The 25,984-nt window shown below is 64.0% G+C and carries 18 protein-coding genes; 9 read left to right on the forward strand and 9 right to left on the reverse strand.

Annotated elements, in window-relative coordinates; genetic code table 11:
* Together A5625_RS13095 and A5625_RS28365 are read right to left on the reverse strand one after the other, a co-directional pair.
* A partial coding sequence (locus A5625_RS13095) for a non-ribosomal peptide synthetase (RefSeq protein WP_156748187.1) occupies positions 1-10,225 on the reverse strand: 10,225 nt, incomplete at its 3' end.
* Positions 10,226-10,285: 60 nt separating this feature from the next.
* Positions 10,286-10,504 (reverse strand): MbtH family protein, encoded by a 219-nt coding sequence (locus tag A5625_RS28365; protein ID WP_082984392.1) that lies wholly within the window; start codon positions 10,502-10,504, stop codon positions 10,286-10,288.
* Between the two features lie 1,207 nt (positions 10,505-11,711).
* Here A5625_RS28365 and A5625_RS13100 point away from each other — a divergent pair.
* The gene (locus A5625_RS13100; RefSeq protein ID WP_066994113.1) at positions 11,712-12,497 is read left to right on the forward strand and encodes a GAP family protein; all 786 of its coding nucleotides are present in this window, start codon (positions 11,712-11,714) and stop codon (positions 12,495-12,497) included.
* 16 nt (positions 12,498-12,513) lie between these two features.
* Here the strand turns inward: A5625_RS13100 and A5625_RS13105 are convergent, their stop codons facing one another.
* Positions 12,514-12,966 (reverse strand): hypothetical protein, encoded by a 453-nt coding sequence (locus tag A5625_RS13105; protein ID WP_066994033.1) that lies wholly within the window; start codon positions 12,964-12,966, stop codon positions 12,514-12,516.
* Between the two features lie 169 nt (positions 12,967-13,135).
* Here A5625_RS13105 and A5625_RS29600 point away from each other — a divergent pair, with 169 nt between their 5' ends.
* The 6 genes from A5625_RS29600 (at position 13,136) to A5625_RS13130 (ending at position 17,469) form a co-directional block, all read left to right on the forward strand.
* Positions 13,136-13,288: a hypothetical protein gene (locus A5625_RS29600; protein ID WP_197516084.1), complete on the forward strand. Its 153-nt coding sequence runs from the start codon at positions 13,136-13,138 to the stop codon at positions 13,286-13,288.
* A gap of 110 nt (positions 13,289-13,398) precedes the next feature.
* Positions 13,399-13,839, forward strand: coding sequence for a nitroreductase family deazaflavin-dependent oxidoreductase (locus tag A5625_RS13110; protein WP_066994036.1), 441 nt, complete (start codon positions 13,399-13,401; stop codon positions 13,837-13,839).
* A 71-nt stretch (positions 13,840-13,910) separates the two neighbouring features.
* Complete coding sequence (locus A5625_RS13115; RefSeq protein ID WP_066994039.1) at positions 13,911-15,467, forward strand: succinic semialdehyde dehydrogenase; 1,557 nt, start codon at positions 13,911-13,913, stop codon at positions 15,465-15,467.
* Between the two features lie 96 nt (positions 15,468-15,563).
* Positions 15,564-16,142, forward strand: a complete 579-nt coding sequence (locus A5625_RS13120; RefSeq protein WP_066994042.1) for a cyclic nucleotide-binding domain-containing protein — start codon at positions 15,564-15,566, stop codon at positions 16,140-16,142.
* Between the two features lie 75 nt (positions 16,143-16,217).
* On the forward strand, positions 16,218-16,652 hold the full coding sequence (locus A5625_RS13125) for a DUF4383 domain-containing protein (RefSeq protein WP_066994045.1): 435 nt from the start codon (positions 16,218-16,220) through the stop codon (positions 16,650-16,652).
* A gap of 136 nt (positions 16,653-16,788) precedes the next feature.
* The gene (locus tag A5625_RS13130) at positions 16,789-17,469 is read left to right on the forward strand and encodes a DUF2510 domain-containing protein (protein ID WP_066994047.1); all 681 of its coding nucleotides are present in this window, start codon (positions 16,789-16,791) and stop codon (positions 17,467-17,469) included.
* 71 nt (positions 17,470-17,540) lie between these two features.
* Here the strand turns inward: A5625_RS13130 and A5625_RS13135 are convergent, their stop codons facing one another.
* From A5625_RS13135 to A5625_RS13160, 6 genes are all read right to left on the reverse strand, one after another.
* Positions 17,541-17,912, reverse strand: coding sequence for a cupin domain-containing protein (locus A5625_RS13135; protein WP_369830007.1), 372 nt, complete (start codon positions 17,910-17,912; stop codon positions 17,541-17,543).
* A 150-nt stretch (positions 17,913-18,062) separates the two neighbouring features.
* Complete coding sequence (locus A5625_RS13140; protein ID WP_066994054.1) at positions 18,063-18,821, reverse strand: SDR family oxidoreductase; 759 nt, start codon at positions 18,819-18,821, stop codon at positions 18,063-18,065.
* Positions 18,822-18,926: 105 nt separating this feature from the next.
* The gene (locus A5625_RS13145) at positions 18,927-19,355 is read right to left on the reverse strand and encodes a Rid family hydrolase (RefSeq protein WP_066994057.1); all 429 of its coding nucleotides are present in this window, start codon (positions 19,353-19,355) and stop codon (positions 18,927-18,929) included.
* 106 nt (positions 19,356-19,461) lie between these two features.
* Entirely contained in the window at positions 19,462-19,767 is a 306-nt protein-coding gene (locus A5625_RS13150; RefSeq protein ID WP_066994060.1) for a hypothetical protein, read from the reverse strand.
* A gap of 78 nt (positions 19,768-19,845) precedes the next feature.
* Positions 19,846-20,376, reverse strand: coding sequence for a cupin domain-containing protein (locus A5625_RS13155; protein ID WP_232003646.1), 531 nt, complete (start codon positions 20,374-20,376; stop codon positions 19,846-19,848).
* Positions 20,377-20,430: 54 nt separating this feature from the next.
* A complete protein-coding gene (locus A5625_RS13160; protein ID WP_066994119.1) occupies positions 20,431-21,201 on the reverse strand; it encodes an SDR family NAD(P)-dependent oxidoreductase in 771 nt (256 codons plus the stop codon).
* Positions 21,202-22,494: 1,293 nt separating this feature from the next.
* Between A5625_RS13160 and A5625_RS13165 the strand changes: the two genes are divergently transcribed.
* Entirely contained in the window at positions 22,495-22,917 is a 423-nt protein-coding gene (locus A5625_RS13165; protein ID WP_197516085.1) for an MmpS family transport accessory protein, read from the forward strand.
* Positions 22,914-25,844, forward strand: coding sequence for an RND family transporter (locus tag A5625_RS13170; RefSeq protein WP_066994066.1), 2,931 nt, complete (start codon positions 22,914-22,916; stop codon positions 25,842-25,844). The genes A5625_RS13165 and A5625_RS13170 overlap by 4 nt, the downstream gene beginning before the upstream one ends.
* The last annotated feature ends 140 nt before the right edge of the window (positions 25,845-25,984 follow it).

The raw sequence follows: 25,984 nt of genomic DNA on the forward strand, positions 1-25,984 counted from the left end.
ACCGTCGGCTGTCCTCGGTGGACCTGCTGGACACCGCCGAGCACACCCGACTGGCGAAGTGGGGCAACGAGGCGGTGACGGCCGTCAACAGCCGCTGCAGTCGCTCGATCATCGCCTCGACGGTGTCGGCGTTGAAGACGTCGGTGCGGTATTCCGCGGTCACGGCGATGCCCGCGCGCTGACCGGACGCGGTGAACCGTTCGGCCAGTGAGAACGTCAAGTCCATCCGAGCGGTGTTGGTGTGCAACGGCATCGGGGTGACTTGCAGATCGCCCAGGGACAGCCCGGCCGCCGGGGTGCTGACCTCGCCGGGGAAGTTCTCCCAGCCCAACAACACCTGAATCAGCGGATGGTGCGTCAGGCTTCGGGTGGGGTTGAGCCGCTCAACCAGGAGTTCGAAGGGCACATCCTGGTGCTCGAATGCGGCCAGGCTGCGCCGGCGCACCTGGGCCAGTAACTCGGCGAAGGTCGGATCCCCGCCCAGCGCTTTCAGGTCGACGCGCAACACCAGGGTGTTGACGAAGAACCCGATCAGCTCGTCGAGTGCGGGCTCGGGGCGTCCGGCGATCGGGAAGCCCACGGCCACATCGTCGCTGGCGCTGATCTTGGACAGCAGGGCGGCGAATGCGGCCTGAATCACCATGAAGCTGGTCGCGTTGTGCTCGCGCGCTACCCGCCGGAGTTGTTGCTGAAGCTCCGCCGGCCATTCCATCGCCAGCCGGGCGCCGCGGTGGTCGGCCACCTGCGGGTAAGGCCGATCGGTGGGCAGTTGCAGCCGTTCGGGCAGCCCGGCCAGGGTGTCGGCCCAGAAGTCCAACTGGGCGGCGATGCGGCTGTCGCTGTCGTCCACGTCGCCGAGATGTGCACGCTGCCAGAGTGTGTAGTCGACGTATTGCACCGCCAGCGGCTCCCACTCCGGGGCTTGGCCCGCGCAGCGGCTGGCGTAGGCGATCCCGAGGTCGCGGGCGAACGGCGTAATGGACCAGCCGTCGGCGGCGATGTGGTGCACCGCGACCACCAGCATGTGTTCGTCGTCGCCGACGGTGAAAAGCTCGGTGTGCAACGGGCTTTCATTCGCCAAGTCGAAGGTGTAGCGGGCCGCGGCTTCCATGCCTTCCCGTAACCAGTCCTCCGGCCAGTCGCGGGCGTCGATGACGTCGCAGGCGAAGCCGATCTGCTCGGCGGGAATCACCACCTGCTGTGGAATTCCATCGGCCGACGCGAACACCGTGCGCAGGCTCTCGTGGCGGCCAACAACATCGGCCAGCGCGGCGGCCAGCGCGTCGGCGTCGAGGTGCCCACGCAGCCGCAACGCCACCGTGATGTTGTACATCGGTGAGGGGCCCTGGAACTGGTCGATGAACCACAGCCGGGTCTGTGCGAACGACAGCGGAATCACCGCCGGGCGCTCGCCCGCCACCAACGGCTCCGGCCGATCGGCGCCGTTACCGGTAAGCAGCGCCAACTCAGCAACCGTGGGCGCCTCGAAGACGGACCGCACCCCGAGGTCGGCGTTCAGGCTGGTGTTGACCGCGGAGATCAGGCGCATCGCCGACAGCGAATCTCCACCGAGGTCGAAGAAGGAGTCGTCGACACCAACCCGTTCCAGCCCGAGGACCTGCGCGTAGATGCCGACCAGGATCTCCTCGACGGCGGTGGCCGGCGCGCGGTAACGGTCGGCGTCCTGGTAGTCCGGTGCCGGCAGCGCCTTGCGGTCGAGTTTGCCCGAAGTGGTCATCGGGAATTCTTCAAGCGCCACAATGTGACTCGGCACCATGTACTCGGGCAGCCAAGCGCTCAGCCGCTCGCGCACCTCGCCGATCTTGGTGTTGGTGCGGGGGTCGTTGGCATGGCTGGTGCGTCGCTGAGCGCCGGCGGGTGGCAGGTAGAGGTCGGTCAGCGCGGGAACACCTTGACTGTCGGAGGTGATGAAAACCGCACTGAGGGTGCCGAGTTGGGCGCCCCAGGTCACCGCGACGTGGTATCCGGCCGCCTCCCCGAGACGGTGCAGTTCTTCGGCGATGACGTCATCGGGACCGGCGCCGACTTCGGCTTGCGCTTCGGCCAGCGCGTCGGCCAGGGGAAGTCCTGCGGCGAGCGCGTTTTCGACAGCGACGTCGTTGATCAGCCCGGTGCGCGGGATATCGATGACGCGCACGGCGGCGGGACGTTGCGATGTCAGCGCGTCACGCAGCCCGCCCAGGCCCTCGCACCGGGCCCACTCCCAGGTCGGTTCGGCCGCCACCGATCGGACCGGTGCCGGTGTCTTGTACAGCACCACGTCGTAGCGGTGCTGGTTGAGTTCGTTGTCGGCCATTCCGCGTTTGATCCGGATGTCGAGTCCTACCGCGGACTGACGCGCGTCCGCCCAGGTGGTGAAAAACTCTGGCGCCAAAAGCAATTCGGTTTCACCGAGCATGGCGTGACGAACCCGGTGGCGCAGCTCGGCCGCGTTGGCAGCGCCGCCGCGGGCCAGCGCGATTGCGGTCTGGAAGGCCCCCTGCAGCGTGTGGTTACGGACGTCACCGACGAACACCGCACCGCCGGGGGCCAGCAGGTCCATGGCTTTGTCGATGACCTCGGCCAGGTATCCCGCGTTGGGGAAGTACTGGACGACCGAGTTGAGAACGATGGTGTCGAAGTGGCCCTGCGGCAGCCCGTCGGTGACGTGGGCGGGTTGGGTCAGCAACTGCACCCGGTCACGCCACGGGAGCTGCAACTCCTCCATCGCGCGGGCCAGGTTGTTGATCGCGACCGGCGAGAAATCGGTGGCGACATATTGCTCGCATTGCGGGGCGATCTGCGACAGCAGCAATCCCGAGCCCGCACCGATCTCCAGGACTCGTCGCGGCTGCAGCGACATGATCCGATCGACCGTCGCGGAACGCCACTCGATCATCTCGTCGAGCGGAATCGCATCGCCGGTGTAGCTGCTGTTCCAGCCGCGGAAGTCCTCGCCGAAGCCGGCTGCGAGGTCGGCGCCGTACAGGTCGTCGTAGAGGTGTTGCCACTCTTCGACGTCTTCGGTGTCGTGTTCGGTGGTGGCGGCCTGGTCGAGCGTCACATAGGCGACCAGGTGCGAGCCGGTGGCGCTGTCTTGCACGGTGACGGCGGCCTGGGTGACCTGGGGACAAGCCAGCAGCGTGTTCTCGATTTCACCCAGTTCGATGCGCTGTCCGCGCAGTTTGATCTGGCTGTCGGCGCGGCCCAGGTAGTCCAGGGTTCTGTCGGGCATCCAGCGCACCAGGTCACCGGTGCGGTACATGCGTGTGCCAGGCTCCCCGGGCCCGGCAAAGGGATTGGCGACGAACCGTTCTGCGGTCAGGTCCACTCGTCCCACATAGCCGTGGCCCACTGCCGGCCCACTCAGGTACAGTTCGCCCACCACGCCGACCGGAACCGGGTTCAGCCAGCCGTCGAGCACACGCGCGCGCACGCCGGGAATGGGAGCACCGATGCGAACCGGCTGCCCCGCGGTCAGCCTGGCGCAGGTGACCCAGATGGTGGTCTCACTCGGGCCGTAGCCGTTGAACATCTGCCGGCCCGGTGCCCAGGCGTCCACCAACTCCGGTAGGCAGGCCTCGCCCACGGCCACCAGCGTGTTCAGCCGATCGAGGCGGGTCCGATCCAGCGTCGACACCACGGTGGGGGTCAAGATAGCAGCGGTGACGCGCTGGTTCTGCAATAGCGCGGTCAACGCGTCACCGGCATAGACCTGTGGCGGCGCCACCACCAGTGCCGCACCAGATCCCGCGGCCAGCAACAGTTCTCCGACCGACGCGTCGAAAGTGGGTGAGGCGACCATCAACACGCGCGCGTCAGCGTCCAGACCGAACAGCTCGCGTTGCGCCGCGGCCCAGCCCAGCAGACCGGTGTGGCTCACCGCCACGCCTTTGGGGACACCGGTCGAGCCCGACGTGAAGATCAGATACGAGGTGTCCTCGGCGCGCAGCGGCGAGAATCGGTCGGCGTCGGTGATCTCCTCCGCAGAGTGTCCGGACAGATCGAGACCGTCGATGCGCACGATCGGGCGTGTCCTGGCGCCGGCGACTTCATCGGTGCCACACGTCAATACGCACACCGCGTCCACGGCGTCGAGCACCGAGGCGACCCGCTCGACCGGATGGTCCAGATCCACCGGCGCATAGATGCCGCCGGCCTTGGCCACCGCCCACCAGGCGACCACCAACTCGGCGCACCGGTCGATGACCACGCCGACAGCACGCTCCGGACCGACGCCGACGTCGATTAACTTGCGCGCCAAGCGCGTTGACCACTCGTCGAGTTCGCGATACGACAATTCACGTGTGCCGTCGACCACCGCCGGCGCATCGGCGTCCGCGCCCACGGCCGCGGCCAGCAATTGGGGCGCCACGCCGACCGGTGCCGTCACACCCGCACCGGACAGCTGCGACAACACCAGCTCACGGTCGTCCGGAGCCAGCAGGTCGATCGACGACAGCCGCCGGGTGGGATCGTTCGTCATCGCCACCAGCACCCGCTGCAAGCGCTCGACGAGTGATCCGATGCCGGCGGCGTCGAACACGTCGGTGTCGTATTCGATGTGCAGGCCGATTTCGCGGCCCGGCAGGGCTTCCACCGTCAGTGGGTAGTGGTTGTACTCGCGGTTGGCGAATTCGGCGATGGCCAACCCGTCGGCGCCCAGCGTCATGCCGCTGTCGATCGGGTAGTTCTCGTACACGAACAGCGTGTCGAAGAGTTGGTCATGGCCGGTGACCCGGTGAATCTCGTTGAGCGCCAAGTGCTGATGCTCGAGAGCGTCGTTATGGCTGCTCTGAAGTTGTGCCAGCAACTCCGCAGTGGTGGTGGTCGGCGCGATGTCGGCGCGCACCGGAACCGTGTTGATCAGCAGTCCCACCATCTGTTCGGCGTCGTCGACCTCCAGTTGGCCTACCCGGGACCGCGGGGTTCCGAAGACGACATCGTGTTGACCGGTGAGCGAAGTCAGCACCATCGCCCAGGCGGCCTGCAGCACGGTGCTCAACGTGGTGTGGCAGGAGCGGGCCAGCTCGGTGAGGGCCTGGGTGGTTTGCTCAGGCACGCAAGCCTTTTCGAAGCCACGTCCGCCCTGCCCCAACCGGCCCTCCGGCGCGACCAGGGTGGGAGTGTCAAAGCCGTACAGCAGCTCACCCCACGCCTGGCGGGCGGCATCGAGATCGCGAGCGGCCAGCCAGGTGAGGAAGGCGCGGTAGGAGCCGGCGGTGGGCAGCCGCTCACCGTAGTAGGTGGTGAAGATTTCTCGCAGCAAAATCGGCAGCGACCAGCCGTCGAGCAAGATGTGGTGATTGGTCAGCACGAACCGGTGCCGACCGTCCGCGGTGCGCACCAATGCTGCGCGGAACGCCGCCTGGCCGGTGAGGTCGCAGACTGCGGCGCGTTCGGAAGCACACAGCTGTTCGATCACCTCGACTGCGGTGTCGCCGGTGCCGGCGAGCTCGAGGTAGCGCCATTCGACGACGGGGTCCGCCGGGATGATCTGCACCGGCTCGTCGAACTGTTCGCAGAACACGGCCGCCAGGTGGGGATGCCGGTTGACCACCGTGTGCACCGCATCGCGAAGCCGGTCGGGATCCAGCGGTCCGGTCAGGGTGAAATCCAGTTGCACCGCGTACATGTCGTCGCTGCCCTGCGCGGTGCTGGAGTGGAAAAGCAGGCCCTGCTGCAAGGGGGTCAGCGGCAAGATGTCGGCGATGCGGTGCTGCTGTTGCAGCTCGTCGATCTGCTGCTGGCTCAGCCGGGCCGGCGCGATGTCCGATGGGGTCAGTCCTCCCCCACCGGCACGCACGTGCGCACAGACGCCGGCCAGGGCCTCGAACCAGAGCCGGCTCAGCCGGGTGATCTGGCTGGCATCGAGAACCGAAGGCGCCCAAGTCCATTCGGCATGCAGGTGCGGACCGGTGCCGGTGTCGATGGTGCCGGCATTGAGCTCGACGGTATGAGTGAGCGGCATGGGCACCGCCGCGGCGGCGCCGATCACCGACAGGCCGTCCTCGCTGATGCGCCAGCCTTCACCTGCCGAATCCGGCGCTGCCCCTTGGCGTCCCAGGTAGTTGAAGGCAATCGACGGGTCGGCACCGTTGAGGTCGACGTCGGTATTGAGATAGCGCAGCAGACCGTAGGTCAGCGGATCGGGCAATGCCCGGAGCTGCTCCTTGGCTCGTTTGATCACCGGTCCCAGTGCGGCGTCGCCGGCGGCCACCTGCGACCAGCGCAGTCCGGTGACGCCCAATGAAACCGGATACTTGGTGGTGAACCAGCCGACGGTACGGGACAGGTCGATGTCGGCGGCGAGTTCCTCGTGGCGCCCGTGAGCCTCGACATCGATGCCGATCAAATCGTGGCCGTCGCCCAGGAATTCCGCCCAGGCCAGGCCGAACGCGATCAGCAAGATGTCCTGGATGCCGGCATGGAACGCCGTCGGAACATCGCCGAGCAGCATCCCGGTGGTCTCGGCATCCAGCTCTACCGACAAGCGCCCGGCGGAGGCGTAGCTATCCACTTCGGGGTCGGCGGCGGGCAGCGCGGCGGGAGTCGCCGTCACCCGCTTCCAGGTGTTCAACCGGCTGACCACGTCGGGGCGGTGCGCATACTCGGCGAGCAATGTCGACCACCGGGCGAACGACGTCCCTGCGGGCGGCAACTCCACAGGCTGCCCCGCCCTATGCAGCGCCCAGGCAAAGTTCAGGTCTTCCAACAGGATCCACCAGGACACCGCGTCGACGGCCAGGTGGTGAATGATGACGGTCAACTGGCCGGTGGACTCGACCCACAGCGCGCTCAGCATCGTCCCGGCCGCGGGGTTCAACCGCGACCGCGCGGCCAGCAGTACCTCGTCGGACAACTCGTCTACCGACCGCAGGCAGTCCTCGGCCCGCACCGACCCGGGCTCGGGTACCCGCAGAGACCAGCTGCCGGCTCCGTCGTCGTCGACCCGCAGCCGCAGCATGGCGTGCCGATCCACCAAGGCCTGCAACACGATTGCGACGTCGGTCTCGGTCACCCCGGCGGGGGCCTGGACCATCACCGCCTGGTTGAACTGATCGATCGCGCCGCCGGTGCTTTCGATGCCGTGCAGCCACCGCATGATCGGGGTGGCTAGCACCGGGCCGACCCCCTCGTCGACCACGTCGGCCGCCCCATCGCTGACACCGGCCACCCGGGCCAGCCGGGCTACCGTCTGTTCGACGAAAACGTCTCGGGGCCGGCACGTCAGGCCGGCGGCACGCGCCCGCGCCACCACTTGCAGCGACAGGATGCTGTCGCCGCCCAGCTCGAAGAACGAGTCGTCGACGCTCACCCGCTCCACCCCGAGCACCTCGGTGTAGATGCCGGCCAGGATCTCCTCGACCGCGTTGCCCGGAGCGCGGTACTCGGCCGCGTTGTATTCGGGCGCCGGCAGAGCGCGGGTGTCGAGCTTGCCATTGACCGTCAGGGGCATGGCTTCCAGGACCACCACCGCCGCCGGCACCATGTGCGTCGGCAGCCGGTCGGCCAATGCGGCGCGCGCCTCGCTGGGTTCCTCCGTTCCGGTGATGTAACCAATCAGGCGCCTGTCGCCGGGTCGGTCTTCGCGGACGATCACGACGGCTTGATCGACACCGTCGAGTGTGGCCAGCGCGGACTGGATTTCGCCTAGCTCGATGCGGTAGCCGCGAATCTTGACCTGCTCGTCGGCGCGGCCCAGATACTGCAGTTGCCCGTCGGCGCGCCACGACGCGAGGTCGCCGGTGCGATACATGCGTGCGCCGGGTTCACCGAAAGGGCACGCCACGAACCGAGACGCCGTCAGTCCGGATCGGTCGACATAGCCGTCGGCCACTCCGGCACCGGCTACATACAACTCGCCGACCACTCCTGGCGGCAGCGGTCGCATCCAGCCATCGAGCACGAACAGGGCCGCACCGCCCACCGGGGAACCGATCGGCGGTACGCCCGATGCCGCTGTCAAGGGCGCGCTGATCGCCACACACATGGTGGTCTCGGTCGGGCCGTAGGCGTTGACCATCACCCGTCCGGGCGCCCACCGATCCACCACCTCCGCCGGACAGGCCTCACCGACCACTGCCAGCGACACCGACTCCAGCCCCTCGGGCGACAGCATCGCCACCGCCGACGGGGTCTGGGTCAAGACGCTGACTTCCTCGGCGACCAGGACGTCGTGCAGCTCTTCGGGTGACCGGGCGACGTCTTCGGACACCACCACCACGCGCCCACCGCGCAGTAGTGCGCCGAAGATCTCCCACACCGAGACGTCGAATGCATAGGAGTGGCACTGAGACCACACTCCGCCGGCCGGCAGACCCGCGTCCAGCGACGCCATCAACTGCGTCACGTTGCGATGGTTGACCGCAACGCCTTTGGGGACTCCGGTGGTGCCCGAGGTGTAGATCAGGTAGGCGATGTTGGCCGGATCCGGCATTGGCAGTGCCGTATTGGGTTGTTCCTCGATGCGAGGATCGGCGACATCGATGACGGTGACGCCGCGACCGTCGAACCGCTCAGCCAGGTCGGCGGTTGTCACCGCGGCGACCGGCCTGGCATCGGCAAGCATGAACGCGGTTCTGGTAGCCGGCGACGTGGGATCGATGGGCAGATACGCCGCCCCGGTTTTGAGCACCGCCAGGATCGACGTGACCGCCTCGGCCGATCGCGAAAAGAGCAGCGCCACAGTCTGTCCCGGAGCTGCGCCGTGCGCCACCAGGCAACGCGCCAAGCGGTTCGACGCCTCATCCAATTCCCGGTACGTCACCGAGACACCCTCGGACACCAGCGCCACGGCCTCGGGCGCCCGGGCGACCTGCGTGGCGAACAACTCCGGCACCGACGCGTGCGCGCTCGCCGTCGTTGTCAAAACCGCCCTGTTACCAACCTCTTCCAAGCGGGCATGCTCATCGGCATGCAGCACATCCAGCGACGACAACCGCCGACTCGGATCGGCGGCCATTGTCGCCAAGATCCGCTGCAGCCGCTCGGTCAGGTCGGACACCTCGAAGTTCGAGAAGGGTTGTCCGGTACCAACCGTGCTCAGAAATTGCTGATCGCCGAACCCGAGGAAGAACAACCCGAAGTGGCCCACCGGGCCAAAACTGGTGTACTTCGCGGTCGCCGGCACGTCACCGAGGCTGAGCGTGAGGCGGGCCGGGACAAAGTTGACCACCACCCGATTGGGCGCCTGCCGCGGACCGTTGAAGTCGCCTTCGCCGTCCAGCGTTCGTGTGGGGAATTGCTGATGCCGCAATGCTTCTCGAGATCGTTTGTCGACATGTTGGCAGAAGTCGGCGAATGTCGTGTCCGGCGCGGCGTTCAACACCAGCGGCACCACCCCGGCGAGCATGCCGGGATGCGTCTTCGACTTCGGATCCACTCGACGGCTGACCGGGAAGTCGAGGACCACTTCGTCTGATCCGTCAGCGGACCAGCCGCGCACCAAAAGTGCGCAGGCGGCTGTGAGCACCGATGATCGCCGGATGCCCAGCGCTTTGGACAACTCTTTGACCTTGCCGACTACCGACTTGTCCAGCTGCACTGGCGGAGAAGGCGAATACGGGTCGCGCCCGTCGTCAGCGGCGGTCGACGGGTAATCCGCGCCGTCACCTTGCGGGCGATGCGCGGTCCAATACTCTTGATCCTCAATAAATTTCGCTGATGCCTCATATTCCAATTCACCGCTGACGAGATCGTGCAGCGTGCCGAAGAAGGCGGGCGGGATCGGCTTCCCGGCGGCCAGGGCGGAGTAGACTGCGGCGATGCGCCGCCCGATAAGCGCGATGCCCATCCCGTCAATGGCGATGTGGTGGCAGGTGGTGAACCAGTAGTACTCGTCGGGAGCCATCCGGAATAACGCGAACTTGATCATCGGCCCGGTGAGCGGCATCGGCGTTCGCTGGATCGACGATGCCGTTTCGCGAACTTCCCGCTCGGGATCGCGCGAGTCGGTCAGGTCGTAGAACACCAGATCGACATCGTCGTATTCGACGGCTTTCTGAAAGACCTGCCCGTCCACCTCGAAGAACGAAGCCCGCAGGCTCTCAGCCTCATTGACCACATGTCGGATAGCCTGATGCAGCAAACCGGCATCGATGGCGCCCTGGATGTGCACGAGCACACCCAGCTGCCACGCCACGTCGAAGTAGCCCGTTTGCTGGGCCAGCCAGATATCCAGCTGGCCGCGCGTCACCGGCAGTGCGCGGTCACTGCGCTTCACGTTAAGACCCCCCACGAAAAGTTGACCCCGAAGCCCTTCATACCGACATCGGTCGATACATCACAAACCGGCGCTCAGCGTGTCGCGCAGACTTTTCGCACGTATATCGGGCCAGGCATCTTCGATGTAGTGGAGGCATGCAGCGCGATCGGCTTCCCCAAAAACTACTCTCCAGCCGTCGGGGACGACAGTAAAGGCTGGCCAAAGACTGTGCTGTTCTTCGTTATTGACTAATACGAAAAAACGGCCATTGTCATCATCGAACGGATTGAGCGGCAACACATGGACCCCCTTACACCAAGACAAACTTACCAATCACACTGCGCGCAATACGAATGCGCTTGCAGTGCTTGAGGATTGAGCTATCAAGCTCGGCCGGTATGTCGAACTGCCCACACGCTAAATGTCAGCGCCGGTGAAGTCGATCGAGAAGGCCGGCGCCGTGACGCGCTTGTCGCGACGCCCACCCCCGACCCGTCGCCGACAGGGAACGTCCACCAGCAAGCGGGCACTACGACTGTCGACGTCGCGATCCACGGACGCGTGGATACCCATCCAATTCTCTGCGAAACATGTGAACTGCTGTGCGAAACATGTGAATTCCGTTCTCACATAACCGATCCAGGCTGGCGATTCTACTGTTGCACGGGTGTCTTCTGGTTAGCAACGCTAACGTGTCGCGCCGGTGTTGGGTATATCACTGCGCGCAACCCCGCGCCGCAGCGTTCTTGTCGCGACCCGGTGCGGCGGCAATGACCGTTTGCCATGGCCAGTTCCACAGCCGCGCCCGCATGATCGCCCAATCTTTGCTTCTGACTTCCGGTTTGGCTCGACACGCTTATTTGCCACGGATAAGTGGGCGGGCGCAGATCCGCGTCTGCGCCGCTGATCGATATTGGTAAGCGCATTTGCGGTCCCACGCTCGAGCATAGCGTCGATTGCTCAGATGTCGAATTGTCCAGGCGCACCGTGCAAAATGGTACGGGCGCTTGCTATGCAAGGGCCCATGTCCCGCTCTCTCCCGGCGTCTGCCCGTAGCTGCCGAAAACCGATTTGCGGAGAGTGACACCGCAGTGCGCGGCCGCTTCAAATTCCGGGCGTAGCGGCCGAACGGTGCGGTCGGCTATCGCTTTTCGGTTTGCCGGGGACTTCCGATCGACACCGAGGCTGCCTGCCACGCAGGCATGTTGTGATTGATCTCACGGATGAGTGGAACGGCCGGTGTTAGCCAGCCCGTCGGCATCGAGCCGGTCAGTTACCGCGGGCGACGGGCAACCACCATGGGAGGGGGCTGGTTTGCCGGTTCGCGGATCTACTCTTCACCTGCCGCCCGCGGCTCCGATAACTCCGCCGAATAGGTTGGACACGATCAGGATTGGGCGCACACAGCTGATTCATAGCCGAATTTGCCGCACGCAGTTCAGGTGCCGACCGCCCGTTGCCGATGGCGTTTAGGCCCGGCCACCCGCGGGTAGTGGCTCGAATCATGTGGGGGTCAGTGCTGGGCTTGGGGATGCTGGCTGCGCTCAATCCAGTTCGGCTGGGCCTCGCGCTGTTGATGATCTCTCGACCGCGTCCCGGGCCCAGCCTGCTCGCCTACTGGGTCGGCGGGCTCACGGTATGCGTACCCGAATTGCTCATCCCGCTGGTACTGCTGAATTTCACCCCGATGTTCGGGCACGCGGGGCACGGTTCGGCCTCTCCGTCGACCAGTTCCAGCCTCGGCAAGATTCAGATCGGGCTCGGCGTGGTCGGCCTGACGATCGCGGCGGTGTTGACGGTGCGATTCATCAAGCAATCACGCACCCCGGAACCCGCTCGCGAGCAAACGGAACTGTCGATGGTCTCCGGCGCGCCCGTCGCGATGCCGCGGCTGCTAACCCGGGCGCAGGAAGTGTCGACGGACGACCCCTCGCTGTTCCGGCGTTTACTGGGCCGGATTCATAGTGCGTGGGAAAGCGGCGCCTCATGGGTGGCGTGGGTGATCGGCGTTATCGCGGTACCGGTCGACGGAGTCCTTTTCATCGTCGCCATCATCGCGGCGTCCGGCGCATCGGTGACCATGCAGATCGGCGCTTCCGTCGCGTTCATCCTGCTGATGTACGCCATCGTCGAGATCATCCTCGTCGGTTATGTGGCCGCGCCGGCAAAAACACAGTCCCTACTACGGGTGCTGCACGACTGGGTGCAGGCATATCACCGGCAAATCTTGGTGGCCCTGTTCACCGTGGTCGGGATGTCACAGCTGGCCCAAGGCCTGCACATTCTGTAAGCCGATATTCGAGTCCTTAATCGCCGGACTTGCCGGAGCCTTCCGTCTCCGACTTGTCGGAGTCATCCTCCTCCGACTCGTCGGACTCATCCGACTTGTCAGAGTCCTCCGACTTGCCCTCAGCGTCATCCGACTCGTCGGAGTCATCCGACTTGTCAGAGTCCTCCGACTTGCCCTCAGCGTCATCCGACTTGTCAGAGTCCTCCGACTTGCCCTCAGCGTCATCCGACTTGTCCGAGTCCTCCGACTTGTCGGAGTCCTCCGACCCCTTGGTCTTGTCCGACTTGTCGGCCTTGTCCGACTGGTCGGCCTTATCCGCATACTTCGTCAAGAGCCCGGCCAGGTCTCGGGCCTCTTCCGCTGTTAGCACGTCGTTGAACACTCGCTCGTCGTCCTCAGAGATGCGCTCGAGGTAAACCGCGTTCTCTTTGGCGCCGACGTCCCACCGGCCCCCTGCGTGACGAACCATCCGATGCCGCCTTTCGGTTAGTGACCTCTGTGCAAACCTGACGCGCCCGAAGCGTGGATGTTGTTTACCCACTTCTGCTAGCGCAAAGTCCCCGATTTTCGGGCCTCACTCCCAAGCTGTTCGGATCGTGCCGCAGTGGGTAATCGTTCGGCCAACGAGGGAGGTTGCAATGGGCAAGCATTCATCTACCGATGACGACGAGCCCCGGGGTGGCCGCCCCGGCCCGGCAGACCACGGCCGCGAAGGTGGCATGGCGACCCGCGAGAACGCGCCGGAACTCACCGAGCCCGACCGCGACGACCACTCAAGCGACCGCCAATAACACTCCCCTACCTGGTCGCGATCACAAGAACTGAACCTGCGACCACTTGAGTGCCCCTGATTGACCGCAGGCACTGGAGGAGAACACCGTTTGCAGTGAGACTGGCAGCTATGAGTTTCGTGGAGGAAAGGCTCCTGCCGCAGGTGCTGCGGGTGCATGACGCGGTATATAGGAAGACGAACGGTTGGATCGGTCATCGCACGCTATGGATACCGAGCCTGCTCCTGCACACCGTCGGCGCCAAGACCGGTAAACAACGCACGACGTCGCTGACCTACGCTCGCGACGGCGACAACTACCTGGTGGTCGCATCCAAGGGCGGGGCGCCCCAGGCGCCCGGCTGGTACCACAATCTGAAGGCCAAGCCTGATGCCGAAATCAACGTCGGCCCAAGGCGTTTCGCCGTTACGGCCCGCCCGGTGCTGCCCGATGACCCGGACTATCCCCGGCTCTGGCAAATCGTCAACGACAACAACCAGAACCGCTACACCGAATATCAGAAGCGGACGTCTCGCCCCATCCCCGTCGTAGTCCTGACCCCGAAACGTTAGCTGGGCCTGCTGCTCGGAAAAGCCCATAGTCTGGTGTTTTAGACGCCTGCGCATACTCGAGAGGTAACAACATGCCTGCACCGTCAGCCGAGGCCTTCGACCGCCTGCGTCAGCTCGCCGCGATCAAAGACGTAACCGCACGCCAGACCAAGACGATCGACGAAGTCTTCACCGGCAAGCCGCTGACCACCATCCCCGTCGGCACAGCCGAAGACGTCCAAGCCGCGTTCGCCGAAGCGCGCGCGGCCCAGGTCGACTGGGCGAATCGTCCGGTCCCCGAGCGTGTCGATGTCATCAGCCGCTACCGCGACTTGGTCATCCAAAACCGGGAATTCCTGATGGACCTCCTGCAGGCCGAGGGTGGTAAGGCCCGATGGGCGGCGCAGGAGGAAATCATCGATCTGGTCGCGAACGCGAACTACTACGCCAGCGTTGCCGCGGACCTGCTGAAGCCTCGCACCGTGCAGGCGCTGCTTCCCGGAATCGGCAAGACCACGGTCGGTTACCAGCCCAAGGGCGTGGTCGGGGTGATTTCGCCGTGGAACTACCCCATGACGCTTACCGCGTCCGACTCGGTGCCGGCATTGCTGGCCGGTAACGCGGTGGTGCTCAAGCCGGACAGCCAGACCCCGTATTGCGCGCTTGCGTGTGCCGAGCTTTTGTACAAGGCCGGCCTGCCGCGAGCGCTCTACGCGATCGTGCCCGGGCCGGGCTCGGCGGTCGGCACCGCGATCATCGACAACTGCGACTACTTGATGTTCACCGGCTCCACCGCCACCGGCAGGCAGCTCGCGGAACAGGCCGGCCGTCGGCTGATCGGTTTCTCCGCCGAACTCGGCGGCAAGAACGCGATGATCGTCACCCGCGGCGCCAACCTGGACAAGGCTGCCAAGGCGGCCACCCGCGCATGCTTCTCGAACGCGGGCCAGCTTTGCATCTCGATCGAGCGGATTTACGTCGAGAAAGACATCGCCGACGATTTCATCGGCAAGTTCGGTGCCGCGGTGCGGGACATGAAGCTGGGCAGCGCATATGACTTCTCGGTCGACATGGGGAGCCTGATCTCAGCCGGTCAGCTGGAAACGGTGACCGACCATGTGGACGACGCGAAAGCCAAGGGCGCCAAGGTGATTGCCGGCGGCAAGGCCCGGCCCGACCTCGGACCACTGTTCTACGAGCCCACGGTGCTGACCGACGTCACGCCGGAGATGGAGTGCGCGGCCAACGAGACGTTCGGACCGGTCGTGTCGATTTACCCGGTCGCCGACGTGGACGAAGCCGTCGAGAAGGCCAACGACACCGAATACGGGCTCAACGCCAGCGTGTGGGCCGGCTCGTCCGCGGACGGCCAGCAGATCGCCGCCCGATTGCGATCGGGCACCGTGAATGTCAACGAGGGTTACGCGTTCGCGTGGGGCAGCCTCGGCGCGCCGATGGGCGGAATGGGGCAGTCCGGTGTCGGGCGCCGGCACGGCCCCGAGGGTCTGTTGAAGTACACCGAATCGCAGACGATCGCGACGGCCCGCGTGTTCAACCTCGATCCGCCCCCCGGCGTTCCGGGCACCCTTTGGCAGAAATCCCTGTTGCCGATTGTGCGCACCGTGATGAAACTTCCCGGTCGGAAGTGACGCAGCCCGTCTCCGCGTTCGCAATCCGCAGTTCGTATCGCAAATCCGCGTTACGCTCTTCGATGTCAGCGGCACATCGCACGTCAGGAGTCCGCGATGAAGGCAGACGCGAAGCTCTATGAGGAAGACGCTCGTCGACTACGCCAGTACGCCACATTCGGTAACTTTTCGGATGCCGAACTACAGCGGCTCGCCCGAGCGGCTCATCGCAGTTCGACGTCGGCCCCGTTGCCGCTGATTCATGAGCAAACTCCGTCCGACTCTCTCTACATCCTGCTCAGCGGGGAGGTGGGCGTGTATGTGGGCCAAGACCGGGTCGCCGCGCTGGGGCCGGGCGAGGTGATCGGCGAGTCGGCGCTGCACCGTGGGAGGCTGCGTTCTGCGACCGTGACGACGACCGGGCCGGCCGAGTTACTGCGTATCGAACGCGACGACCTGGCCACGTTGCTCAATGAGATACCGGCGCTTCGCGAAATCATGGACGCGTCTGTCGCGCGACACGTGCCGGTAGATCTGCCACCGAAGCCAAAACCGTCGCACTCCAGGTTGGGCGTCTCAGTCCGCACCGACTTGGTCGAGCGGTTTGAGCACGCCGCCGACAGAGCCGGTGTGGACGTCGCGACCGCGCTCGAAGATGCGCTTAGCCACTGGATCGAACGAAACGGCGAAGCATAGCCACTGCCTTCGTTGCCAGAACCTACTACAGAACGTAGTATCTGGAGCATCTCGCCGCGCACGAGGGGGTGCCATGTGAGGTGCAGCTTCGCCCAGATCGGGCTGCTGATCATCTGCGTCTTTCACGTCATTCAGGCCGTTATCGGGTTCGTCCTCAATCCCAGCTTCGCGACCGGGCCTGATGCGCCAACCGTCCAGCTGCTCGGAATGGACTACAACGGCTGGCACGCCGTGGCCGGCCTGGCACTATTCGCTCCGGGCCTGGTATTCGCGCTGCGCAAGTCGTGGTCCGTCCTGTACCTACTGCTGGCCGCGATAGCCGGTGCGCTGCCGGGTATTTGGGCATTCTTCTCGCATCAGGTCGCGGTTGTCTTCACCTTCCCCAACAACACCACCGACGCCATCGTGCACTTGGTGACCGCCGCGATCATGGTGGCGGTGGCAACCGTGCAGATCCGGATGGACGGTGGGCTGAGGAAATCGCTCGCTGATCTATGGAATGCGCCATAGGCCCCCATCGCGAGTTCACATCGCCAGACGTCCGCGCGGCCGTCACACACGCTCAGAGCTTAGGCTGGAAGGTGCGGCTGCTAGCGGCCATCGCTGCGGTTAGCCGAAAGATCACCGTCACGACGAAGGTGCATGAATGCCATCTGAGCAGGCGCCGCCCCCGCCTAAGTCGGCGCCGGGCTGGTACCCCGACCCGGCAGGGGTAGGGCACGGGCTGGAACGGTACTTCGACGGCACCAAGTGGACCAGCGAGTGGGCGTTCTCCACCGAGCCGCCGAAGAAAGGCGTCTCTGGAAAGGCGGCCCTGGCGCTGGCGGCGCTGTGCGTCCTCGTACTCCTCGCCATCGTCGGTAAAAGCTGGGTTTTCGACCCCAAGAAGGACAGCGAATCGGCTCAATCGAGCAGTTCGGCGGCTGCGGTGCCAGCGACACCGACCGAGGCGCCGTCGACGCCGGCGGGCCCCAAAAAGCCGGACGGAGTCACTTTCACCACTGCTCCGGGGCCGACCGGCGACGTGGTGAACGCCCACTTCGCCATCCGTGATAACTACACCGAGCAGATGATCAGAGACGGTGCCCGATTGGACACCATCGACATCCTCAAGTACGCACGGGCGACCTATCCTGACGCTTCCGCGGTGACCGTGCAGGGCACCTTCCCGATGACCGACCCGTACGGCAACACCTCGACTCAGGTCGCCATCGACCTCACGTATTCGCGAGCAACGTTGGACAAGATCAACTTCGACGGCATCACGAAAGGCAGCATCTGGGAGATTCGCGATTCCGGTTCTGTTCTGCCGGCCTTTCAGGGGTAGGCCGCACCAACCTTCTCGGCACCATCCTCCTGACCCGGGGCCCGGTGCCAGAGCGCGGAAACGAGGTCAAGTCAACCGGTGACGCGCAGTCCCTTCCGCTCCTCCAGCTCCTCATCGGTAACCGGTTCGATCATCGGCCGCCCGGGCACGCACATGAGGGTGAGGACGAAGGTACAAGGAATGTCAGTGCGGTTGTTGGCGTCCTGATAGTGGATTACGTCGCCGCCGGGTCCCCAGAACGCGTCGCCGGCGCGCAGGACGCGGGGCGCTTCACCCTCGATTTCGAACAACATCTCACCGGCAATCATGTAACCGAATCCCGGGCCGCCAGGAACACGATGTGGTGGGTAACCCGGGGCGCCTGGTGGATGGTTGATGACAACAGTCATCACATGGGCATCTTCAGGAATCTGCGGTGACCGGACTTCTTGCAGCACGGTCATTGTTGATTCCGATTCGGAGTCAGCCGAACTCGGCGACATGTGTTCTCCGCCCTGAGGTTGCGAACCGGGCGCACAGCCGAATTCCCATCGACGTCGAAACGCGTGGCAGGGCTGGTGCGCGTGGGATCGGTTGATTACCTGGTCAATTCCCTAACCGCGGCGGCTGGAATTCTCGTCAATCCAGTCGGAGTACCGAGTAGTGAAGATGGTGGCGTTCTCGTCGGGTGCCAGGGTGTGGTCGTCGATCACCGCACCAAAGTATGGCGCCTGGGCGTCGGTCACGACGCGACGTTGATCACCATTGGCGGCAAGGCCCATGCGGACAAAGTCGTCCATCCCCATTGCTTCGGGCCCAGCGATCTCCGTTACACCGTTAATAGGCTGCCCGACAGCCGCGCGGGCCACGGCGGTGGCGACATCGTCGGCGGCGATGGGACGGAACAACGCGTGCGGCAATCTGACGATGTCTCCGTCTGTCGCGGAATCGGCCAAGCCAATTGCGAATTCGTAGAACGGAGTTGCCCGCACGATGGAAAAAGGCTGGCCCGACTCCTTGATCAGGTTTTCCTGGGCCGCTTTCGCCGTGTTGTAGCCGCTATCCGGCATGACCTGCGCGCCGACTACGGACAACGCGACATGGTGTTTGACTCCCGCTTCCCGTTCAGCAGCAAGAAGATTCGCCGTCGCGGTCGTGAAGAAGTGCATCACCGGTTCATCGTCGAACAACGGTGAATCGGCGACGTCGACCAGCACATCCGCACCCGCGACGGCGTTGGCGAGGCCTTCACCGGTGAGTGAATCGACACCTGATCGGCGTGAAGCGATGATCACGTCGTGTCCCTGGGCGCCGAGCTTGGCCGCTACTTTCGAGCCGATAAGCCCACGACCGCCAATGACAACGATCTTCATGATGAACCTTTCAGAGTCGCAATTGACTGCTTACTTCGATTGTGTGCCTCACTCCGCCGATCGGACTCGTGAAAGTCAATAGTCCCACCGGTGGTCGGCGCCTGCCTACTTGCTGCCGGATCCGACGATGGCGACGACCTCGATCTCGACGTGCTGGTCGGGCAGTGCGAGCGCCTTGACGCCCACCGCGGTCCACAGCGGGAGAGTGTCACCGCACCGCTTGCGGAACTGGTCGACCATCACCGACATGTGTTCACCCCCAATGGAATTGTCGGCGGTGGGAACGTGGTAGGAGCGGACATTCACGATGTCGCGCCAGCTGGCGCCCGCCGCAGCGAGGGTCTGTTCCACGTTGTCACACGCCTTGACGATCTCGTCCTCCAGGGATGTGGCCCATAAGGTGAAGTCGGCGTCCCAGCCCCCCTGCCCGGAGATCTCGATGCGATCGCCGATGCGTAGAGCCTGGCTGTAGTAGTTATGGGTACGGGCAATCTCGCCGTATCCGGGAGTGTCGAAGTATTCGGGCTTGGGCATGCGGGCGCTTCCTCTCATGTTGTTCGTCGGAGCCATGGTTGCCGCAATCGATGTGCTACCGGGATAAACGCGTTCGCCGAGGGCGCCCGGTAAGCGGGCCGACAATTCAGCCGTCGTCGTCGTCAAATTCTTCGCGCGCCACCGTGTAAAACGATGCGCCGTCGTTTGGGCTGCCACTGATCTGACCGCGGTGACGCCGGGGCCGCAGCGGCGCTTCCTCGGTGTAGCCGATCTCGGGCTCTTCAGCGGCTAGACGCCTAGCCAGCGTGAGGTGAGTGTCAGGCGAGATCCACCGCAACGGCGCGTCGACCACTATGTCACCGTCGTCGTTGCGTACGTTGTCTGAGTCCAAAGATTCGCTGGGCCCCAACGTCTGGTCAGGCCCCGCGTCGTCGTAATCGCCGTCTATCATGATGCTCCTCGCGACTTAACTTTAGTGCTGGCCGACAATGCCTGCGCGTACCGGGATTTCGAACCCAGCGGCTCATTGTCAGATTGGTTCGCCGGGGAATGTCAAGCCGAAGCGTTTGCATAGTTCGGGGACGCTGTCGACATCCATCTCCAGGTCGTAGCGCGCACAGAGTTCGTCTAGGGTCTCTTTCGCAATCTTGTCCACACCGCCGAGGGCAGAAAGCTCGTCGAAGAACTGCTCAAATCCTGCAGGCGAGATGATTTCGAGAATGCGGGCCGGCTCATCGCCCGCGTTCCAGAAGGTATGCCATTGGCCGCGTGGCTTGAGAATGAAGTCGCCAGGTCCGCCGTAGAGCACCTCGTCGCCAAGCAAAGCGCCTACGCGTCCCTCGATGATCCAGCTGTACTCGTCTTCGTTGTGGTGGCGATGAAGCGCTGACGCCAGCGCTCGAGGAGACATCGGATGCTCGAGGACGGAGAAGCGCCCTTCCGACTGAACCTTATCGAGGATGTGGCGGACACCGACCGTCCCGAGGAACACCGATTTGCCTTCGGTCCGGCCGACGGACTTAGCCGGCGGCCCGCCCGGCCTCAAGATGTCAGTTGTCACTGGATCTCCCCTTTCAGGCTTTGGTTCATTTCGAAGGCTGAGGACGCCATCGAATTAATTGCGGCCGGCCATGACGCCGCCGTCGACGTTCAGAATTGCGCCGGTAACCCAACTGGCCTCATCGGAGAGCAGATACATGATGGCGCTGGCGACGTCGGCGGGCGTGCCGACTCGTCCCAATGGGTGAAACGGCGCGAAAGTGTCAAGCGTGGCGTCGATCTCGTGCTTCGGGACCCACCGCTCGAGTGCGGGAGTCTTGACGGCGGCCGGCGCCACCGCGTTGACCCGGATTTGGTGCCCGGCAAGCTCAATAGCCAGGTTATGGGTGAGCGCATGCAACCCGGCCTTTTGCATCGAGTGCCCACACGATGGGGTCACACCGATCGCCTGATGGGCCCACATGCTGCCGACGTTGACGATGGACCCGCCCTCACCGCCGGCGATCATGCCCTGCACGACGGTCTGCGTCAGGAAGAACAAGGCATAGTTGAGCTCCATATACGAGTCATAGAACTGCGCGTCGTACTCGAGAAACGGCTTGGGGATGAAGAACCCGGCCGCATTGACCAACAGCGTCGCGTCGCCGTGCTGCCCGGAAAGCGCACGCTGCACATCGCCGATGACGGCGCGATCCGTCAGATCGACGGCGATACCCCAGGCCTGGCCGCCTCGGCTCGTCAGCTCAGCGATGGTGTCGTCGATACGGGCCTTCGACAGGCCGAGGATTACCGCGCTCCCGCCGTGATCGACGATGTCGATCGCGACCTGCCGACCGATGCCGGCACTGCCGCCGACAACAACGACCTTCTTGGCCTCGAAGTGCATATGCGGGGTTCCTTCGTGGTTCTCCTGCCGGCTCCGGTTGAACCGGATCGGCGACGGTAATCCCGCCGGGATCTGGTCGTACTGAGACTGCGGCCAGGTGGGGTGAGCTGTCATCACCCCACCCGCCTATTCACCCGGGTGAGTAATGCCCCCCGCGCAGCCTTATTCCACATCGGAATGCCCTACCGCACTGCAGCAACCTCACAGATCAATGCGCTCAAAACCGAAGAGCCAGAAACCGAAACAGGATGTGCGCCAGCAAGTGTGGACCGCGACGCAGCGCGCGGTACTGAATCGACGCCGATGGGCCTAGGTTTGGGAGTGTGCCGTCTTTGCGGCTTCCCGCCGAGCCTTCTCTTTTATGTGGGTTGAGCAGCAATGCCCCATATCGCAATGGAACCGGTCGCTGCAATGATGCGAACAATAGGCTGACGCGGCCGGAAGCCAGTCCGGATCGGACAGGTCACGGCGTCGGTCGTCCGGATCGAACGTGTGGCCGCAATGTATACAGGTCTTGGTCTTGACCATACTGGTCAGCCTACGCGCCATCGCCTTATTTGTGCTGCATTTCCGGTGAGCGGCGAACAATCTACTGGTCGCAAAAAGTGGCTAGCAATTCAAAGTAACTTCGTTTGCGCCGGCGAATTAGTTAACCTTCTGAAGCTAACCCCGGCCGTCTACGATGCTCACCATTACCGCAGGTAGACACGCTGGTGGCCGGTCATTGGACGCAAAACCCGATGGTGCGGTTCAGCTTACTTCGATAGATTAAGTAAATGGACGCCCGACTCGGGCGGGGCTCATACAACATGCAGCGCGACGGCTGCTGTCTAGCCCGAACGAGTCCAAAACCGCGCCATCAACAAGCTCTAAGCCATGGCAACCCGTCAGCCTCACCTTGGTCACCGACGCCTACGAAATCTTCGCGTCAGCGCCGCGTTGCGAAGTTGCGTCGGGTATGACGTAATGGATTGTGGCAAATGACGAATCAACGCCCTACATCGAAGTTGGTTGTAACGCAGAGGGTTTCCTCGCCTCCGGCTACACAATCGACCGGGAGGGGTTTCGCGGAAAACACGCGGCAGTGCGTATCCCATGTCGAGGGTCGTTTGTGCTGCCCGCGCGCGAGTAGCTTACCTCGCGTCACGTCGTTGCCGATCAAGCCGATCAGGAGCACAACAAGCCGAGCGGCACGCAGGAATCAATTTGGGCGCTATGCGTTCAAAGGTTAGTGTGCGCGGCGGCATGTCTTAACATCAGGTTGAGAATTCATCAGCGGAAGGGGCTCTGTTGTTGAAACTTCTCAAGCGGGCGTGGGTTCCGCTCGTCGTGGTCGTGGCGCTGATCATCGGCGGCGTTGCGGTATTCCGACTCAACGGCGTCTTCCCGGGACCGGGCCTGTCCAAGCCCGACCCCCGTGATGCGACCCCTCCGTACGCCACCAAGACCGCCATCTACGAAATCCTGGGCCCGCCCGGGACAACCGGCGTCGTCAACTGGATGGATGCGGAGTCACTACCGCAGAAGGCCACCTTCACCACCTTGCCGTGGTCGAAGACCATCGTCGCCGCGATGCCCGGCATCTTCGCCTACGTCGTCGCCCAAGGTGACAGCCCTTCCATCGGCTGCCGGATCACCGTCGACGGCAAATTGGTCGATCAACAACAGGCCACCAACCGGAACGCGCAAGTTTCCTGCTTGGACAAGTCCGCGTGAGTGACGATACGAGCGACACGGACAGAATCCCTGTCGCGCAGCGCGGCTCAGTCGCGCGCAAACCGCGTCTGGCCCACACCATCCGCGTCCTGGCACTGCCGATCATCGTGGTGTGGCTGCTGATCGCGATCTGCGTCAACGTCTTCGTCCCACAGTTGGAAAAGGTCGCCGAGGACGTCTCGGTGCCGCTCTCGCCATCCGACGCGCCTTCGGTGACCGGGATGAAACACATCGGGCAGAAATTCAAGGAGTACGACTCCGACAACCTCGTCCTGGTGACCCTGGTCGGTGACAAACCTCTCGGGGAGGATGCGCACCGGTATTACGACGATCTAGTCAAGAAGTTGCAGCAGGACACCCAGCACGTCGAGCATGCGCTGAATTTCTGGGGACAGCGATTCACGTCCTCCGGTGTCGAGAGCTACGACCACAAGTCCGCCTACGTCCAGGTCAACCTGCGCGGTGACCAGGGTGGAGCCATCGGCGACAAATCGGTTGCCGCGGTTCGCAAAATAGTCGCGGACTCGAAGCCGCCGGCGGGCGTGAAGGCCTATGTCGCCGGTCAGGGAGCCCTGACCGCCGACACGATCGTTGTCGGCGACGCGAGTCTGGCCAGGATGACGATCATCACCATCATCATCATCGCGATCATGCTGATGTTCGTCTATCGATCCATCGGCACGGTACTGCTGACGATGGTCATCCTGTTCATCGGACTGGCCACCGGCCGCGGCGTAGTGGCTCTGCTGGGCGAAACCGGCATCATGGGGCTGTCGACTTTCGCCGTGAACTTGTTGACGGCACTGGCCATCGCGGCGGGTACCGACTACGCGATATTCATGGTCGGCCGCTACCAGGAGGGCCGCGAACGGGGACTGGACCCCGAAGCCGCCTACTACGACACCTTCGCCGGTGTCACGAAGGTGGTGCTGGGCTCGGGTTTGACGATCGTCGGGGCGCTGGCCTGTCTGAAATTCACCCGGCTCCCCTACTTCAGTTCGTTGGCCTTTCCGTGTGCAGTGGGTCTGCTGGTGGTGGTGGCCGCCGGGGTCACGCTGACGCCTGCGCTGATCGCCTTCGCAAGCGGCTTCGGCCTGTTCGACCCCAAGCGCGAGTTCAACTACACCCGGTGGCGCCGTTTGGCAACGGCCATCGTGCGGTGGCCGGCGCCCATCCTCGCTATCTCCGTCATCCTGGCGATCGTCGGCGCCCTGGGCTTGATGGGGTTCACTCCGCGCTACAACGACCTGTACTACTTGCCGCAAAGCGCTTCGTCAGTGAAGGCGTACACCGCGGCCGATCAACACTTCACCCAGGCCCGTTTGAACCCGGATCTGCTGATGATCGAATCCGACCACGATCTGCGCAACCCCAGGGACTTGCTGGTCTTGGACAAGGTGGCGGGAGCTATCTTCCGGGTGCCCGGCATCGAACGGGTGCAGAGCATCACCAGACCTCTCGGCCCGCCAATTCAAGACGGCTCCATCCCGTTCCAGCTCAGTGTGCAAAGCGCCCCGATCCGCAGCAACCTGACCTACCTGAAGGAGCGTGTCGGCGACATCAAGAGGATCACCGGTTTCCTCGACACTCAGATCGCCCTACTGGAGCGCCAATACGCGGTGACCCAGAAGCTCGCGAACGCCGCGGACGACAGCTCGAGAACCACGGGCGAGACGGCGGCGATCACCGACGAGATCCGGGACCACATAGCAGATTTCGACGACTTCTGGAGACCGATTCGCAGTTACTTCTACTGGGAGAAGCACTGCTACGACATTCCGATCTGCTGGTCGCTGCGCAGCCTGTTCACCGCCTTGGACGGGTTCGATCAACTGGCGGAAAAGTTCCACGCCCTCACCAGCGACCTCACCGACACGGCCAAGGCCACCCGCGAACTGCTCGCGATTATTCCGGAGAACATCGCTGTCTCGAAGTCGATCCGGGATACGACGCTGACCATCTACAGCTCGTTCGACAGCCTGATCGACCAGTTCGACCGGTTAACCGACACCAACGCCGTGATGGGCAAGTCGTTCAACGACTCTCAGGTGGAGAGCCTGTTCTACCTGCCGCCCGAAGTCTTCCAGAACCCCGACTTTCAATTGGGGTTGAGCTTGATGATGTCGCCCGACGGCAAGGCTGCGCGCTTCATCATCACCCACACCGTGGATCCGGCGACGACCAAGGGAATTGCGTCTGTCGATCAGGAGCGCCAAGCAGCCAAGGAGGCGCTGAAACTCACCTCGCTGGAGAATGCCGACATCTACCTCGGCGGCACCGCCGCGACGTTCTACGACATCGCCAACGGCGCCAAGTATGACCTGATGATCGCCGGGGTGGCCTCGATTGTGCTCATCTTCATCATCATGGTGATCGTCACCCGCGCTTTGGTCGCTGCGGGCGTCATCGTGGGCACCATCGTGATGTCGCTCGGGGCCGCATTCGGGTTCTCGACACTGATCTGGCAGCACCTTGGTGATTTCCAGTTGCACTGGGTAGCAACTGAATTCGCGTTGATCGTGCTGTTGGCGGTGGGATCCGACTACAACCTGATGCTGGTGTCCCGGATCGAGGAGGAGATCGGAGCCGGCCTGAAAACAGGACTCATCCGCGGCATGGGTGTGACCGGCCCGGTGGTGACTGCCGCCGGTGTGGTGTTCGCCGTCACTATGGGAGCGATGATCACCAGCGACCTCCGGGCGATCGGCCAATTCGGCACGACAATCGGCATCGGCCTGTTGTTCGACACCTTCGTCGTCCGATCGCTCATCACGCCGTCGATCATGACGGTGATGGGACGCTGGTTCTGGTGGCCGAAGCGGGTGCGGGTCCGCCCGGCCAGCCTGATGCTTCGGTCCGTCGGGCCGCGCCCGCTGGTGCGTGCGCTGCTGCACCACCCACGGCGCGAGGTTTCGCAGGAGACCTAGCATCCGGTGAGAGCGAAGCGCGGCGCAATCGCATAGGGCGACGCGGCGACCAGAGGTCTTCGGCCACGCCGGCGTACGCCCCAGGCTGGTGTGCTCAAGACCGCTGGGTCTGCCGCGCCGGCTGCACTACCCATCGACGG

Origin of the sequence: Mycobacterium sp. 1465703.0, from assembly GCF_001672975.1 — a bacterium.
Taxonomy (GTDB): domain Bacteria; phylum Actinomycetota; class Actinomycetes; order Mycobacteriales; family Mycobacteriaceae; genus Mycobacterium.

What these genes read in the sequence shown, in the direction of transcription:
- A5625_RS13100 (WP_066994113.1), top strand. Translation starts at nt 11,712, where the DNA reads ATGTGGGGGTCAGTGCTGGGCTTGGGGATGCTGGCTGCGCTCAATCCA.
- A5625_RS13140 (WP_066994054.1), bottom strand. Translation starts at nt 18,821, where the DNA reads ATGAAGATCGTTGTCATTGGCGGTCGTGGGCTTATCGGCTCGAAAGTA.
- A5625_RS13120 (WP_066994042.1), top strand. Translation starts at nt 15,564, where the DNA reads ATGAAGGCAGACGCGAAGCTCTATGAGGAAGACGCTCGTCGACTACGC.
- A5625_RS13135 (WP_369830007.1), bottom strand. Translation starts at nt 17,912, where the DNA reads ATGACCGTGCTGCAAGAAGTCCGGTCACCGCAGATTCCTGAAGATGCC.
- A5625_RS13130 (WP_066994047.1), top strand. Translation starts at nt 16,789, where the DNA reads ATGCCATCTGAGCAGGCGCCGCCCCCGCCTAAGTCGGCGCCGGGCTGG.
- A5625_RS13110 (WP_066994036.1), top strand. Translation starts at nt 13,399, where the DNA reads ATGAGTTTCGTGGAGGAAAGGCTCCTGCCGCAGGTGCTGCGGGTGCAT.
- A5625_RS13145 (WP_066994057.1), bottom strand. Translation starts at nt 19,355, where the DNA reads ATGCCCAAGCCCGAATACTTCGACACTCCCGGATACGGCGAGATTGCC.
- A5625_RS13115 (WP_066994039.1), top strand. Translation starts at nt 13,911, where the DNA reads ATGCCTGCACCGTCAGCCGAGGCCTTCGACCGCCTGCGTCAGCTCGCC.
- A5625_RS13150 (WP_066994060.1), bottom strand. Translation starts at nt 19,767, where the DNA reads ATGATAGACGGCGATTACGACGACGCGGGGCCTGACCAGACGTTGGGG.
- A5625_RS13160 (WP_066994119.1), bottom strand. Translation starts at nt 21,201, where the DNA reads ATGCACTTCGAGGCCAAGAAGGTCGTTGTTGTCGGCGGCAGTGCCGGC.
- A5625_RS13105 (WP_066994033.1), bottom strand. Translation starts at nt 12,966, where the DNA reads ATGGTTCGTCACGCAGGGGGCCGGTGGGACGTCGGCGCCAAAGAGAAC.
- A5625_RS29600 (WP_197516084.1), top strand. Translation starts at nt 13,136, where the DNA reads ATGGGCAAGCATTCATCTACCGATGACGACGAGCCCCGGGGTGGCCGC.